Here is a 14,010-nt window from a genome sequence, read left to right on the forward strand (position 1 = left end):
CCGTGGTCACATGCCCCTGGCAATTGCTCAACGTTGTTGAGCCGTCTTCTCCAGTTCTTTCCTGAGTCTCCTGTTCTGGCGTAACCAGTACAGGGTTTTCTTGCCGGCATCGATACCGGGTTTTTCGATGTACTGGTAAGTCAGACTGCTGATGATGATCAGCAGGCAACTGCACACGGCCAGCAGCGGCAGGAAGACCCAGGCTTGCCGGGCGTCCAGGTGCAATATTGGCGGCAGTCGCTGCACCAGTACCCAGAGCACGAAACCGTGCAGCAAATATGTGCTGTAGCTGATTTCCCCCAGCCAGCGGATGCTGCGTGGTCTCAGGGCGCCGAACAGGGTGTTGCCGGACGCCACGATCACAAAGAACAGTGAAAGTAGCAGCAGCGCTCCCAGGTTGAATGCCCGGTTGAACGCCGTAAAGGCGATCGCCAAGGCGAGCAGGGCGATGATGCCCGCCAACGGAGACAGGCTCCAGGCGACGAATTGTGGACGGCGAATCCAGTACGCCGCAGCGATGCCACCGAGGAAGCTGGCCAGGTAGTGCTTCTTCAGCGAGTGTTCCCAGCCGACCACCTGGTACAGGGTGTAGATGCCGATCAGGCACAGCACCGTCTGCATCCAGCCGCCGCGATAAATGAACAGCATGGCGGCGAGTGGCAGCGCCAGGTAGAAAAACACCTCGTAGCCCAGCGTCCAGGTGACGTTGGAGATCAGCATGCCCGTCTGGTGGTACTGGTTGACGTCTGGCCGATCGAAGGTCAGCCAGGCCAGAGCCTGGCCGATGACCTGGGCGCCGGAGTCCTTGAGTTCCCAGTCCTGCAAATAGAACACACAGACAAATACGGTAAACATCAGCGGCAGGTAGAGCGGATAGAGGCGAAATAGCCGCGATACCGCAAATGCCAGCCAGTCGTGTTGCCGCCCGTGGGTGAGCAAGCGGTCCCAGAACAGAAAGCTGGTGATCATGAAAAAGAGGGCAACGCTGCCCTGGCCGAGCTGCGAGTAGAAGTTGCTCGGCGGTAAGTCGATCACGCCGGTTTGCAGAAAGATCCAGGTAATTATCGAGTGGTGCACGAACACGCCGAAAGCCAGATACCCGCGTAAGCCGTCGATGCCGGCAAAGCGACTTTCACCGCAATGTTCCAGCTGTCGGGTGAATCTCGGTACGGTGCGCAGCAGTAGCGCAGCGGTTGCGATGGCGAGCAGGTAGGCCGTCATCGCGATAAGCGGGTTGGTTTCGGTCATCGGTGAGCCTGGGCCGGAGGGCCTTCGGCCAGCACTTGCCTGTGCAAATTATCCACGTCGGCTTTCGAAGCCGCGGCGGCGTATCCCTGCAGTAGCGCTTCGAAGTGGTCCTCGAACAGCCAATACCGGTCTTCTGCGTAGCGCTGCATATGGCGCAGGTTGCGCCGACGCAGGGAAGGGCTCAATGATGAGGGGTAGATTCGCAGATCGGCCAGGTCGATCAGGCCGAACTCGCCATCCTCCAGTACCAGCACATTGCCCAGGTGCAGGGAGCGGAAGTAGACCCCTCGCTGATGCAATTGGGCCATGAATTTGCCGAAACGCTCCACCAGTGCCTGGCGCACCGCCGGGGCGGTGATGCCTTGCAGGATTTGGCGCAGCGTGTTGCCCGGCAAAGGCGTGTAGTGCACAGCGGTGCTGCCGTCTTCGAACCGGTAAAGGTCGAGAATGTGCGGTGTCGGGATGTCCATGCTGCGCAGTTGCACGCTGTTGATGGCAAACCGATCGGAATAGGGCGTGAAACTGCCCGAGGTGTACCAGCGGCGGCGGCGGAACAGCTTGAGAAAGCTGCCATCGGTCAGGCGCAGGACCTTGGGCCCCAAACCATCTTCTTCAATGATCCGGGCATCGGCAATCAGCTGTTGCAGGGCGCTTTGCGTCGCGGTCCTGATCGGTCTGTCCAGCAGGCGCCTGGCCCGTTGATTGATGCTCAGTGCGGCAATCAGTGCCAAGGGGATCCACAGCAGGAACCAGTGCTCCTTGGGACGAGAGATAATTCCGCCACCTTCGGTCAGCCCCGCACCGATACCGAATGCCAGCCAGGCTGAGGCAATGATAAACAGCGGTTGCACGCGATGGCGCCAGCTACTGATGAAGCCCCATGCGAGGAAGAACAGCCATGGCAGCAGACCGATAATGCCGACGTAGTAGAGCACGCCCAGGGCAAAGCTATGGGGCTCCTGGAGGGAGTAGCCGACGCCTGGGTCCAGGGTCAGTTCGGCGTTGAATCCGTGGCCGATCCATGGATGTTCAGCGATCCTGTCCAGGGTCAATTGCCAGAGCTCGATACGGAAGGAACTGCCTCGTTCAATGATTTTGTCCGTAAACATCGCGAAAGTCGCGGTTCCGGTGATGAACATGGAGGCAAGCAAGAGGACCGAGTGTCGACTCCAGCAGATGAAACACAACCACATCGCAGCCAGCGTCAGCGCAACCAGTGGAGTCCTCGAACCGGTGGCCAGCACTGTGGCGAACATGATCGCCATCGCCGGTATGCTCAACCAAAGGACCTGGCGCCGCTTGCAGGTCATGCTCAGGCTCAGCCAATAGGTACAGAAAAAGCCGAAAACGTGGGAACTGAGCAGTGGATTATCGAACGCGCCTACACCGATCAGACGCATTTCCGGTTGGTAGATCTGGCCGAACCTGTACAGGTTGTAGACAGAGGCGATCAGCGCCACCGTCGCAGCGCAGAACAGCAGGGGCTGAATGATCTCGCTGCGATAGCGCACCAGCAGGTAGCAGCCAACGAAGAGAAACAGGGTATGCAATGGCGGTTTGAACTGACCGGCGTCAATGCCGTCGCCCGGTCCCCAGCACAGGCTGAGCAGTGCCCACGCCACAAACAACAGGGCCGCAATGATGATCGGTTCGTGCAGCAGTTCTTTGCTGAGCCGCGGACGCAGGCACAGTGCAATCAGTGCCGGAATGCTGAACAGGCCATAATAAAGCTTGTGATGCACACTGCGCCCCGGCAGGAAAAACAATGCACAAAGCAGCAATAAATAACCGAGCGGAAGGATCCACAAACAAATGAAATCGAAGATTCTGTTGGACGTGCTGTTCAAAGCGTTTAATTGCATGCTGAGTAACTTATTCCTGAATTGAGCGACCGTACCAAGGCAGAGACATCTGGTGGCTATTTGACGCGCCACAATACACAGACTGTATGCGATTGCCAGAACCCTGGGGAAGCTGTGCTAAAGTCAGCGTCCTTTTCATCGACATTCGCGTGATATGACCGACTCCAGTCTCTCCGCAAGCCCATCGAGCTTGAAAATCTACTTCCGTCTGCTCGGCTATGTCCGGCCGTACATCAGCCTGTTCCTGATCAGCATCGTCGGTTTTCTGATTTTCGCTTCGACGCAGCCAATGCTGGGGTACATCCTCAAGTACTTCGTCGACGGTCTATCCAACCCTGAAGCGGCGCTGTTTCCAACCGTGCCCTACCTGCGAGACCTGCAACTGCTGCAGGCGGTGCCGTTGCTGATCATCCTGATCGCCGCATGGCAGGGATTGGGGTCGTACCTGGGTAACTACTTCCTGGCCAGGGTTTCCCTGGGCCTGGTCCATGACTTGCGGGTCCAGTTGTTCAACAATCTGCTGGTGTTGCCAAACCGGTATTTCGACAAGCATAACTCGGGGCACCTGATTTCACGTATCACCTTCAACGTGACCATGGTCACGGGGGCGGCAACAGATGCGATCAAGGTCGTAATTCGTGAAGGCATGACAGTGATCTTCCTGTTTGCCTCGCTGCTGTTCATGAACTGGCGCCTGACCCTGGTCATGGTCGCCATCCTGCCGCTGATCGCCATCATGGTACGCACCGCCAGCAAGAAATTCCGCAAGCAGAGCAAGAAAATCCAGCTGGCCATGGGGGATGTTACGCATGTGGCGTCCGAAACGATCCAGGGTTATCGGGTGGTGCGCAGCTTCGGCGGCGAAAAGTACGAAGAGAAACGCTTCTTCGAGGCAAGCCAGGGCAATACCGACAAGCAATTGCGCATGACCCGCACCGGCGCCATCTACACGCCGCTGCTGCAATTGGTGATCTACACCGCCATGGCTGTGCTGATGTTCCTGGTGCTGTTCCTGCGTGGCGATGCGTCCGCCGGCGACATGGTGGCCTACATCACCCTGGCCGGCCTGTTGCCCAAGCCGATTCGCCAGCTGTCGGAAGTCAGCTCGACCATCCAGAAGGGCGTGGCCGGTGCTGAAAGTATCTTCGAGCAACTGGATGTCGAGCCTGAAGTCGATACCGGCACCGTCGAGCGCGATGCCGTCAGTGGCCGCCTGGAAGTACGCAACCTCAGCTTTACCTACCCTGAAACCGAGCGTCAGGTGCTCAATGACATCAGTTTTTCGGTCGAGCCCGGGCAAATGGTGGCACTGGTGGGGCGTTCGGGTAGCGGCAAGTCGACTCTGGCCAACCTGATTCCGCGTTTCTATCACCACGACAAGGGCGAAATCCTCATCGATGGCGTCGAAGTGGAGCAGTACAAGCTGTTGAACCTGCGTCAGCATATCGCCCAGGTGACCCAGCACGTGACCTTGTTCAGCGACACCGTGGCCAACAACATCGCCTATGGCGACCTGGCCGGCGCACCCCGTGAAGACATTGAAAAGGCGGCCAGGGATGCCTACGCGATGGACTTCATTGCCCAATTGCCTGAAGGTCTTGACACCCAGGTCGGGGAAAACGGCGTGCTGCTGTCCGGTGGCCAGCGTCAGCGCCTGGCGATAGCCAGGGCGCTGTTGAAAAATGCTCCGCTGCTGATTCTCGACGAGGCGACTTCGGCACTCGATACCGAGTCCGAGCGGCATATCCAGGCAGCCCTGGATCAGGTCATGAAAGGTCGGACCACGCTGGTGATCGCTCACCGCTTGTCGACCATCGAGAAGGCCGACCTGATCCTGGTCATGGATCAGGGGAAAATCGTCGAGCGCGGCACCCATGAGCAACTGCTGGCGCAAAACGGCTACTACGCGCGCCTCAACGCGATGGGCCTCGACGCCCCGGCCGAAGACATCGCCTGACCCCGAAAGGGCGAGCCTGGCTCGCCCTTTCGCACACCCGACGTGCAACGCGTTCGGTGATTTGTATCCAGACCTTTACGCTTCTTGACCAAACCGGAATAAATCTCGGCAACGTGCTTGTTAAGGTTCCTGAACGAACTTTGACTTGAATCGAGAGGGTCATCCCTTTCCCGCGGGTGTCTGGATGTTGCAACGTTATCTCTGGAAGCTGTTGCCCAAGCCGCAACGGGCTTTTCTGCTGGGGCGCCTGTCGGTCGTGGACCGTCAAGCGGTGAACAAGTCGATGTCGGCCAATGTCAGTTTCCCCAAACCTTTCAAGCAGCGTTCCTGCCTGTTCATCCACGTCCCTAAATGCGCCGGTAGTAGTGTCTGTGCGGCCATGTTCGACGACTGGAGCCCGGGTCACTTGCCGTTGTACTGGTACGAGCAGCAATTTCCCGAGCAGTTTGCCGCCAGCTTCAAGTTCGCGTTCGTTCGCGATCCCCTGGAAAGGGCCTACTCGGCTTACGCATTCTTGCGGGGGAACGCCTTGGGGAAGCGGGATCACGCGGCGCAGAAACTGGTCAGCCACTACCGTGACTTTGATGACTTCGTCGGCCGCTGGCTGCACCCGGAGACGGTCCGGCGACAGCTGCACTTTGCCGCGCAAACGGATTTCCTGACGGACTCCATGGGCCATCTGGCGCTGGATTTCGTCGGTTACCAGGAGCACCTGGAGCGGGATTTCAGGTTGGTTTGTGAGCAATTGGACTATCCGGCGGATCTGCCCCACGTGAACAGGTCGCAGCAACGGCGCCCGATGCCCGTGCGCGAGTTTTGCACGGTGCGCACCCGCAGGCTAGTGCGGCGGGTCTATCAGCGTGATTACGAGATGCTTGGATATGAATGAAGCCGTGTCGTTGCCCCACCACTCGATCAGCCCCTATCCGTTATTGCTGTCGAGTGCGGACCGTGCGGCCCTCAAGTCGCAGACGCCACGCTGTCTCTGGCTGACGGGGTTGTCAGGGGCCGGCAAGTCGACCCTGGCCAATGCCCTGGAGCTGCAACTCAATCAGCAGGGGCTGCACACCTTTGTGCTCGACGGCGATAACCTGCGCGCCGGTCTTTGCCGGGATCTGGGGATGGGGGCTGAATGTCGGCGGGAAAATATCCGGCGCACCGCCGAGGTGGCGCGTCTGATGGTCGACGCGGGATTGATTGTGATCGTCGCGGTGATCTCGCCGTTCCGGGCCGAACGTGAGGCGGCGCGTCGGTTGTTTGCCGACGGAGACTTCATCGAGGTGTTTGTGAGCACGCCGCTTGCGGTTTGTGCACAACGTGATCCCAAGGGTTTGTATCGGGCGGCCCGGGAAGGCCGGATCAAGGATTTCACAGGCATCGACAGTCCCTACGAGGCGCCACTGCATGCGGAGTGCGAAATCGATACGCAAGCGCTGGAAATGAGCGACGCGTGCCGTCGTCTGGCTGCATTTCTGCTCAAAAAATGAGCAATAAAGCCCGGCGAATCATCCGGTTGCAGCCACCGCACAAGCCGACACCAACCCTGTGTTAATATCGCGCCCCTGTTCATTCTGTATGTGGGTTGCACCATGAAGTTGTCCATGCCGCGATTCGATCAAGCCCCTGTCTTGGTGGTTGGCGATGTCATGCTCGACCGTTACTGGCATGGTGGTACCTCACGGATTTCCCCTGAGGCGCCGGTGCCGGTGGTCAAGGTCGATCACATCGAGGACCGTCCGGGCGGCGCTGCCAACGTTGCCTTGAACATTGCCGCCCTGGGGGCTCCGGCCTCGCTGGTCGGTGTAACGGGCGACGATGAAGCCGCCAACAGCCTGGTCAACAGCCTCAAGGGCGCCGGTGTGCGGGCCATTTTCCAGCGCATTGCGCATCAGCCGACCATCGTCAAGCTGCGGGTCATGAGTCGTCACCAGCAGTTGCTGCGTATCGACTTCGAAGAGCCCTTCGCCACCGACGCACTGGCGCTGGCGGCGCAGGTCGATGAGTTGCTCGAAGGCATCAAGGTGCTGGTGTTGTCCGACTACGGCAAAGGCGCGCTGAAAAACCATCAGGCGTTGATCCAGGCCGCCCGTGCCCGGGGTATTCCGGTGCTGGCCGATCCCAAGGGCAAGGACTTCTCGATCTACCGTGGTGCGAGCCTGATCACGCCGAATCTCAGCGAATTCGAAACCATCGTCGGTGGTTGTGTCGATGAGCACGAACTGGTCAACAAGGGCGCGCAGCTGATGCACGACCTGGACCTCGGTGCCTTGCTGGTGACCCGTGGCGAGCACGGCATGACCTTGCTGCGTCCGGATCATCCGGCGCTGCACTTGCCGGCCCGAGCCCGAGAAGTGTTCGACGTGACCGGTGCCGGCGACACGGTGATTTCCACCCTGGCGGCTGCGATTGCCGCGGGTGAAGAGCTGCCCCACGCGGTGGCCCTGGCCAACCTGGCGGCCGGTATCGTGGTCGGCAAGCTCGGTACGGCGGCCATCAGTGCGCCGGAGCTGCGTCGTGCGATTCAGCGCGCGGAGGGTTCCGAGCGCGGTGTGCTGGGGCTTGAGCAACTGTTGCTGGCGGTCGATGATGCCCGCGCGCACAACGAGCGGATCGTGTTCACCAACGGTTGCTTCGACATCCTCCACGCCGGCCACGTGACCTATCTGGAACAGGCGCGGGCCCAGGGCGATCGCCTGATCGTTGCGATCAACGACGATGCATCGGTCAGCCGCCTGAAAGGACCGGGTCGTCCGATCAACAGCGTCGACCGACGCATGGCGGTGCTGGCCGGTCTGGGCGCGGTGGACTGGGTGATCAGCTTCCCGGAAGGCACGCCGGAAAACCTGTTGAGCGCGGTCAAGCCGGACGTGCTGGTCAAGGGCGGTGACTACGGGATCGACCAGGTAGTCGGCGCGGACATCGTGAAGGCCTACGGCGGTACTGTGAAAGTGCTGGGGCTGGTGGAAAACAGCTCGACCACCGCGATTGTCGAGAAGATCCGCAAGTCCGAATAACGCAGCCTTTGTAGGAGCGAGCTTGCTCGCGAAGGTGTGTCAGTTGCATGGGCGTCGACTGACACTCCATCGCGAGCAAGCTCGCTCCTACAGGGTTATGTGTGCACCTTCAGGAACTGGCTTTTTTACGCGGCACGATCTTTTTCAGCAGCAATTTGGCCCTTCCGCGCAGCCGCGCCAACCCCGAATCCTTCCCCGGTGGGGTCAAACCTTGCTGCCTCACCCAGTCCTTCCAGCGAATTCGTTCATCGCGCACCAGCCAGCCTTCCTGTCGGGCAAAACTCTCGGCCAGGTACAGGCCTCGCGTGCTGGCCGGGTACAGCTGATCCTTTTTCAAGGTATAGAGCTCGGCCATCGGGTGGCCATCCTGCAAGGGCATCAAGTACAGATCGGGGCGTTTGCGGTCGAGGCGGGCGACGAGTTGATCGCCTTCCAGTCTTTCATCGACATGGAACAGGCTCAGGGATTTGGCTTCCTTGGGAACGTCCAGGCGCAAGTCGTAAATCAGTTGCAGTGACGCCGTTGGCAAATGCACGTAAGCCCGTGGACGCTCCATCAGCATCAGATTGGCGCAACGTACCGGCCGTGCCGAGCCGGACAGTGGCGACAGGCGAAACGGCAGGGCTTCACGGTAATGCAGGGCGGCCGAGTAAGGCGCCGGCAGCCAGGTGTCATTGAACCGCCCGCCGAGCCAGCCTTCGGGGGTTTCCAGCAGGCACTCTTCGGCAATCTCCTGGATTGCTGTGTGCAAGGGCAGGTTCAGTTCATGGGCCGGCACGTATCCGGAAATCAGCTTGAGCACCACATCGCCACGGTCCTGCCGACGCTGGCGTACCAGCACCCAATAGTCACGATTCTGCCAATGCAGGGTCAGGCGTACCGAAACCCCGAGATTGGCCAGCTCCAGGGCAAACCGCTCGCTGTCGCCGACCGTCACCGGCCGACGACGTTGCAGGGTCTGGGAGAAATTCAGCGGCCTGCCGACGCTCTGATAAGCCAGGCCTTCGGGAGTCGCTTCGACGAATAACGGCAGGGTCTTGAAGTTGCTCGGGTTCTTTCTTATGAGCGTGCGCGGCATGTCGGCTCCTGCTTAAGGCCGCGTGGGCGGCATCAGTGGCTACGTAGGACCTGGGCAACGGTCGCGACATTGTGGGCGAGGTGCAGCGGATTGATGGTTCCGACAATAGCGCTGGCAACACCCGGATGTTCAAACAACAGCTCGAAGCTGGCGCGCACCGGATCCACGCCCGGACTCAGGCATACATGACCACTGGCGAGGGCTTTCTTGACCAGAATGGCTTTGCCGTGTGCAGCAGCATAGTCAATGACGGGCTTCTCGTTTTGTTCGTTCAGATTGTAGGTGACCATCGCGCAGTCGCCTTGCTCCAGCGCCTTGAGGCCGCCGTCGACGGTTTTGCCGGAAAACCCGAAACCGCGAATCTTGCCTTCGGCCTTGAGCTCGGCGAGGGTCTCGTAGACTTCGCCGTTATTGAGGATCGCCAGGTCGTTACCATCGGAGTGCACCAGCACCAGATCGATGAAGTCCGTTTCCAGGCGTTGCAGGCTGCGTTCCACCGACATTCTCGTGTGTGCGGCGCTGAAATCGTGACGGGACTGGCCGTCGGCGAACTCTTCGCCCACCTTGCTGACAATCACCCAATCCTGACGCTGGCCGCGCAGCAGCGGGCCGAGACGTTCTTCGCTGCGACCATAGGCCGGGGCGGTGTCGATCAGGTTGATGCCAAGGTCGCGGGCGAGCTTGAGCAACATGCGCGCTTCATCGTCATCGGGAATCCGGAAGCCGTTGGGGTACTTCACTCCCTGGTCGCGGCCCAGTTTCACCGTGCCCAGGCCCAGAGGTGAAACCAGCAGGCCGGTGCTGCCCAACGGGCGATGCAAGTCGTGCAGGGTCGGTTGGCTCACGGCAGCAATTGCTCCCAGGCAGGTACGCACATCGGCGGCTTCGGCAGTTCAGGCAGCGCTGCCGGGTGGCTTGGCTGGATACCGTCGCGGGTCAGGCTGGCGATGACCCGGTCGGCGAAGTCCGGCGCCAGGGCGAGTTTGGTTGGCCAGCCCACCAGCAGCCGGCCCTCCTCGGCAACAAAGGCGTTGTCGGGGCGCGTCAGGCCTGATTGCAGCGGTTCGGCGCGGTCCACGCGCAATGTCGCCCATTGCACCGTGCTCAGGTCGATCCAAGGCAGCAATTGGCCGAGTTCTTTCTGTGCGGTGGCGATTTGCTCGGCGGGCTCTCGGGCCACACCATCGGATTCCGCGATATCGCCGCCCATGTACCAGACCCATTGGCCATCTGCCGCCGGGTGCGTGGTCACGGTAATACGCGGCTTGGTGCCGCCACCCAGGCAGTGGGCGTACAGCGGTTTGAGGCCAGGGCCCTTGGCGATGATCATGTGCAACGGGCGGCGCTGCATGGCGGGCCGGCTCAGGCCCAGCGCTTCTAGCAATGCCGCCGTCCCGGCACCGGCGCTCAGGACGATGCGTTGGGCGCGGATTTCGCGCTCATCCACTTTCAGGCCGACCAGAACGCCACCTTCCAGCAACGGCTCGATGTTCTGCCCGGCGAGCAAGCCATCTCCCGCCAGATCGGCCAGGCGCTGGATCAGGCTCGGCACATCGATCACCAGTTCCGCCAGGCGATAGACCTTGCCCTTGAAGCGCTTGTCTTGCAGGGCTGGCGGCAATTGCTCGCCCTTGACCTGATCGACGCGACCGCGCACAGCTTTGCTGGCAAAGAAACTGGTGAGGTTGCCGGCGAGGGTGCCGGGGGACCAGAGGTAATGGGCCTCGGACAACAGACGCACGCCGGACAGATCCAGCTCACCATTGCCCGCCAGGGCTTCACGCCAACGGCGTGGCATGTCGGCGATGGCTTCCGAAGCCCCGGTCAGGGCGCCGTGCAGCGCGTATTTGGCCCCGCCGTGGATGATGCCCTGGGACTTCACACTCTGCCCGCCGCCGAGGCTGGCGCTTTCCACCAGCACGGTCGAAAAACCCTGGCGGCGCAGACGCGCATTCAGCCAGAGGCCGGCGACACCAGCGCCGACAATCAGAACGTCGGTGGAAATAACGGATGGCATGCGGCGACCTCTGTGTTCAAGACGAGGGCGCAGTATACAGACTCAAAGATTGGAGGGCTGCTGCACCTGTGGGAGCGAGCCTGCTCGCGAAGGGGGCGTGTCAGTTGAAATCAATGTTGCTGACACTCCGCTTTCGCGAGCAGGCTCGCTCCCACAATGAAGGGTGTTGCGGACTTAATGCCCTGCAGTTTTGGAGAAGAGCTGGATGACCACGACGCCCAGCACGATCAACGCCATCCCCAGCATCGCCGGCACGTCCAGCTTCTGCCCGTAGATAAACAGCGCAGCGACGCTGACCATCACGATTCCCATGCCGGCCCACACGGCATACGCCACACCCACCGGAACGCTGCGCACCACCAGGGTCAACATCCAGAAGGCAATCCCATAGCCGAGGATGACCAGCACCAGGGGTAGCGGGGTGCTGAGGCCTTTGACGGCTTTCATCGAAACAGTGGCAATCACTTCGGCGCAGATGGCTATGGCCAGGTAGTAGTAAGCGGTCATGGGTCAATCCTCGTGTGAAGTGTTGCTCTCTGAGGTCGGCATTCTAGTGAGTTGTCAGATGCGGTAAAGTCATTACCTATCTGTGTGGAAGATGGGTTGAGCCATGAGCATGCAATGGAATCTGGAGCAGCTGCGGTTGTTTGTCAGCGTAGCGGAGCAGCGTTCGTTTTCTGCCGTAGCGCGGGACCAGCGCAAGGCGCAGTCGGCGGTCAGCAGTTCGATTGCGTTGCTGGAAGAAGACCTGGGCGTCAGCCTGTTCGACCGCAGCAGCGGCCGTCAGCCGAAACTCACCGAAGCCGGCGCGGCGTTGCTGGACGAAGCGCGGGAAGTATTGCGCCAGTGCGAACGACTCAATGGCCGGGCATTGGCGATGATGCGCGGGCAGGAGGCACGACTGCGTGTAGCGCAGGATGAAGCGATGCCTTATCAGCCGATCATTGAAAGCTTCGAGGCCCTGGCGCAAAAATTCCCCAGCCTTGAAGTGCAATTGACCAGCGCTGCCCAGGGTGATGTCGCGCGTAAGCTGGTGGAGCGGCGCGCCGATCTGGGGCTGCTGTTCTTTCACGATCAGATTCCCGAGGCGCTCGAGCGGCGGGTACTGGGCAGTGTGGAAATGGTCACGGTGTGCGGCAAGGATCATCCGTTGGCGTGTAAAGGCTCAGTGGACGGCCAGCAACTGGCGCAGCACCGGCAGTTGCTGATGTCCACGGAGTCGAGCATTTATCCCGGCAGTGATCCCGCCAGCCCGCAAGTCTGGCGCGCCGACAGTTTCTATGTGATGGCCGAATGGCTGGTACGCGGCCTCGGCTGGGCCTGGTTGCCACGCCACGTGGTGCAGTACCCGACTTACCAGAATCAGATGGTCGAACTGGTCAGCGAATGGACCCCGCCAGCCCTGGTGGTGGAACTGGTATGGCGCCGGGATGAACCGCTCGGTCCGGCCGCGCGCTGGCTCGCCGAACGTTTTGCCGTGCACTTGCAGGCGATTGGCGAAAAAAGCCGATAAACTCCGCCGCCATGAATAGAACTCTTTACACCGCGCTGTTTTATCTGGGGCTGCCATTGGTAGCGATTCGGCTTTGGCTGCGTGCGCGCAAGGCGCCGGCGTATGCCAGACGCATCGGCGAGCGCTTCTCCTTTGGGATGCCAGCGATGAAACCGGGCGGCATCTGGGTGCACGCCGTGTCGGTGGGCGAAAGCATTGCTGCCGCACCGATGATCCGCGCCTTGCTGGCGCGTTATCCGGATCTGCCGATTACCGTGACCTGCATGACGCCGACCGGTTCGGAGCGGATCCAGGCCCTGTTCGCCAATGAGCCGCGCATCCAGCACTGCTATCTGCCTTACGACCTGCCTTGCGCCGCCCGGCGCTTGCTCGATCGGGTCCAGCCGAAACTGGCGGTGATCATGGAAACCGAATTGTGGCCCAACCATATCCATCAATGTGCCAAACGCGGGATTCCCGTGGCGTTGGCCAACGCGCGGCTGTCCGAGCGTTCGGCCAGGGGCTACGGCCGGTTCCGCAAGCTGACCCAGCCGATGCTGGCCGAGATGAGCCTGTTCGCGGTGCAGACCGAAGCCGAAGCCCAACGCTTTCGCGACCTGGGCGCGCGGGCGCAAACCGTCGAAGTGACCGGTTCGATCAAGTTCGACCTGACCATCGACCCGCAACTGCTTGAGCGCGCCAGCCAATTGCGCGGGCAATGGCAGGCGCTGGAACGACCGGTGTGGATTGCGGCCAGTACCCATGACGGCGAAGACGAGGTGGTGCTGGCGGCCCATCGTCAGTTGTTGGCCAATCACCCCGATGCCTTGCTGATTCTGGTGCCGCGTCATCCGGAGCGTTTCAATTCGGTGTACGGGTTGTGCCAGCAACAAGGTTTTGCCACGGTCCGGCGTTCCAGCGGCGATGCGGTCAATGCGCAGACTTCAGTGTTGCTGGGCGACACCATGGGCGAGCTGCTGTTTCTCTACGCCCTGGCTGACAGTGCATTCGTCGGCGGCAGCCTGGTGCCCAATGGCGGGCATAACCTGCTGGAGCCGGCGGCCCTCGCCAAGCCGGTGCTGAGCGGGCCGCATCTTTTCAACTTCCTCGAAATCGCCACGCAGTTGCGCAGTGCCGGGGCGTTGCAGGAAGTGGAGGATGCCGAAGGGCTGGCGGTGGCGGTGCAAAGGCTGTTCGAACTGCCGCGTGATGCGCAGCGCATGGCTGATGCCGGGTTGAAGGTGATGCGCACCAATCAGGGGGCGCTGCAGCGGTTGCTGGACGGGTTGGGGCGGTTGATCGAGCGCTAGACCGCGCTGTATCCATTCGCGAGCAGGCTCGC

The 14,010-nt window shown here is 60.9% G+C and carries 12 protein-coding genes; 6 read left to right on the forward strand and 6 right to left on the reverse strand.

The window, feature by feature from the left end; genetic code table 11:
* Positions 1-27 precede the first annotated feature (27 nt).
* Both ACEN8E_RS01845 and ACEN8E_RS01850 read right to left on the reverse strand, forming a co-directional pair.
* A complete protein-coding gene (locus tag ACEN8E_RS01845) occupies positions 28-1,248 on the reverse strand; it encodes an acyltransferase family protein (protein ID WP_495591207.1) in 1,221 nt (406 codons plus the stop codon).
* The gene (locus ACEN8E_RS01850; protein WP_495591208.1) at positions 1,245-3,110 is read right to left on the reverse strand and encodes an O-antigen ligase family protein; all 1,866 of its coding nucleotides are present in this window, start codon (positions 3,108-3,110) and stop codon (positions 1,245-1,247) included. Before ACEN8E_RS01850 ends, ACEN8E_RS01845 begins: the two co-directional genes overlap by 4 nt.
* A gap of 154 nt (positions 3,111-3,264) precedes the next feature.
* Between ACEN8E_RS01850 and msbA the strand changes: the two genes are divergently transcribed.
* The 4 genes from msbA to hldE all read left to right on the forward strand — a co-directional run bounded on the left by msbA (position 3,265) and on the right by hldE (position 8,081).
* The gene (gene msbA, locus ACEN8E_RS01855; RefSeq protein ID WP_495591209.1) at positions 3,265-5,067 is read left to right on the forward strand and encodes a lipid A export permease/ATP-binding protein MsbA; all 1,803 of its coding nucleotides are present in this window, start codon (positions 3,265-3,267) and stop codon (positions 5,065-5,067) included.
* Between the two features lie 184 nt (positions 5,068-5,251).
* The gene (locus ACEN8E_RS01860; RefSeq protein WP_495591210.1) at positions 5,252-5,956 is read left to right on the forward strand and encodes a sulfotransferase family 2 domain-containing protein; all 705 of its coding nucleotides are present in this window, start codon (positions 5,252-5,254) and stop codon (positions 5,954-5,956) included.
* Positions 5,949-6,554: an adenylyl-sulfate kinase gene (cysC, locus tag ACEN8E_RS01865; RefSeq protein WP_495591211.1), complete on the forward strand. Its 606-nt coding sequence runs from the start codon at positions 5,949-5,951 to the stop codon at positions 6,552-6,554. Before ACEN8E_RS01860 ends, cysC begins: the two co-directional genes overlap by 8 nt.
* Before the next feature lie 102 nt (positions 6,555-6,656).
* Positions 6,657-8,081 (forward strand): bifunctional D-glycero-beta-D-manno-heptose-7-phosphate kinase/D-glycero-beta-D-manno-heptose 1-phosphate adenylyltransferase HldE, encoded by a 1,425-nt coding sequence (hldE, locus tag ACEN8E_RS01870; protein WP_495591212.1) that lies wholly within the window; start codon positions 6,657-6,659, stop codon positions 8,079-8,081.
* A 109-nt stretch (positions 8,082-8,190) separates the two neighbouring features.
* On the opposite strand, the gene ACEN8E_RS01875 is transcribed toward hldE, so the two are convergent.
* The 4 genes from ACEN8E_RS01875 to ACEN8E_RS01890 form a co-directional block, all read right to left on the reverse strand.
* Positions 8,191-9,159: a metal ABC transporter ATPase gene (locus ACEN8E_RS01875; protein WP_495591213.1), complete on the reverse strand. Its 969-nt coding sequence runs from the start codon at positions 9,157-9,159 to the stop codon at positions 8,191-8,193.
* Between the two features lie 32 nt (positions 9,160-9,191).
* The gene (locus ACEN8E_RS01880; RefSeq protein ID WP_495591214.1) at positions 9,192-10,004 is read right to left on the reverse strand and encodes an aldo/keto reductase; all 813 of its coding nucleotides are present in this window, start codon (positions 10,002-10,004) and stop codon (positions 9,192-9,194) included.
* Positions 10,001-11,176 carry an NAD(P)/FAD-dependent oxidoreductase gene (locus ACEN8E_RS01885; protein ID WP_495591215.1) on the reverse strand — a complete coding sequence of 392 codons (1,176 nt, stop codon included), beginning with the start codon at positions 11,174-11,176 and terminating at the stop codon, positions 10,001-10,003. Before ACEN8E_RS01885 ends, ACEN8E_RS01880 begins: the two co-directional genes overlap by 4 nt.
* A 174-nt stretch (positions 11,177-11,350) precedes the next feature.
* Positions 11,351-11,683: a DMT family transporter gene (locus ACEN8E_RS01890; RefSeq protein ID WP_007977444.1), complete on the reverse strand. Its 333-nt coding sequence runs from the start codon at positions 11,681-11,683 to the stop codon at positions 11,351-11,353.
* A gap of 103 nt (positions 11,684-11,786) precedes the next feature.
* On the opposite strand from ACEN8E_RS01890, the gene ACEN8E_RS01895 reads away from it, so the two are divergent.
* Entirely contained in the window at positions 11,787-12,689 is a 903-nt protein-coding gene (locus ACEN8E_RS01895; RefSeq protein ID WP_495591216.1) for a LysR family transcriptional regulator, read from the forward strand.
* A gap of 11 nt (positions 12,690-12,700) precedes the next feature.
* The gene (gene waaA, locus ACEN8E_RS01900; RefSeq protein ID WP_495591217.1) at positions 12,701-13,978 is read left to right on the forward strand and encodes a lipid IV(A) 3-deoxy-D-manno-octulosonic acid transferase; all 1,278 of its coding nucleotides are present in this window, start codon (positions 12,701-12,703) and stop codon (positions 13,976-13,978) included.
* The last annotated feature ends 32 nt before the right edge of the window (positions 13,979-14,010 follow it).

Source organism: Pseudomonas sp. Pseusp9 (assembly GCF_059491265.1).

Coding starts and splice junctions, on each gene's coding strand:
- ACEN8E_RS01845 (WP_495591207.1), bottom strand. CDS start 1,248: ATGACCGAAACCAACCCGCTTATCGCGATGACGGCCTACCTGCTCGCC.
- ACEN8E_RS01850 (WP_495591208.1), bottom strand. CDS start 3,110: ATGCAATTAAACGCTTTGAACAGCACGTCCAACAGAATCTTCGATTTC.
- msbA (WP_495591209.1), top strand. CDS start 3,265: ATGACCGACTCCAGTCTCTCCGCAAGCCCATCGAGCTTGAAAATCTAC.
- ACEN8E_RS01860 (WP_495591210.1), top strand. CDS start 5,252: ATGTTGCAACGTTATCTCTGGAAGCTGTTGCCCAAGCCGCAACGGGCT.
- cysC (WP_495591211.1), top strand. CDS start 5,949: ATGAATGAAGCCGTGTCGTTGCCCCACCACTCGATCAGCCCCTATCCG.
- hldE (WP_495591212.1), top strand. CDS start 6,657: ATGAAGTTGTCCATGCCGCGATTCGATCAAGCCCCTGTCTTGGTGGTT.
- ACEN8E_RS01875 (WP_495591213.1), bottom strand. CDS start 9,159: ATGCCGCGCACGCTCATAAGAAAGAACCCGAGCAACTTCAAGACCCTG.
- ACEN8E_RS01885 (WP_495591215.1), bottom strand. CDS start 11,176: ATGCCATCCGTTATTTCCACCGACGTTCTGATTGTCGGCGCTGGTGTC.
- ACEN8E_RS01890 (WP_007977444.1), bottom strand. CDS start 11,683: ATGACCGCTTACTACTACCTGGCCATAGCCATCTGCGCCGAAGTGATT.
- ACEN8E_RS01895 (WP_495591216.1), top strand. CDS start 11,787: ATGAGCATGCAATGGAATCTGGAGCAGCTGCGGTTGTTTGTCAGCGTA.
- waaA (WP_495591217.1), top strand. CDS start 12,701: ATGAATAGAACTCTTTACACCGCGCTGTTTTATCTGGGGCTGCCATTG.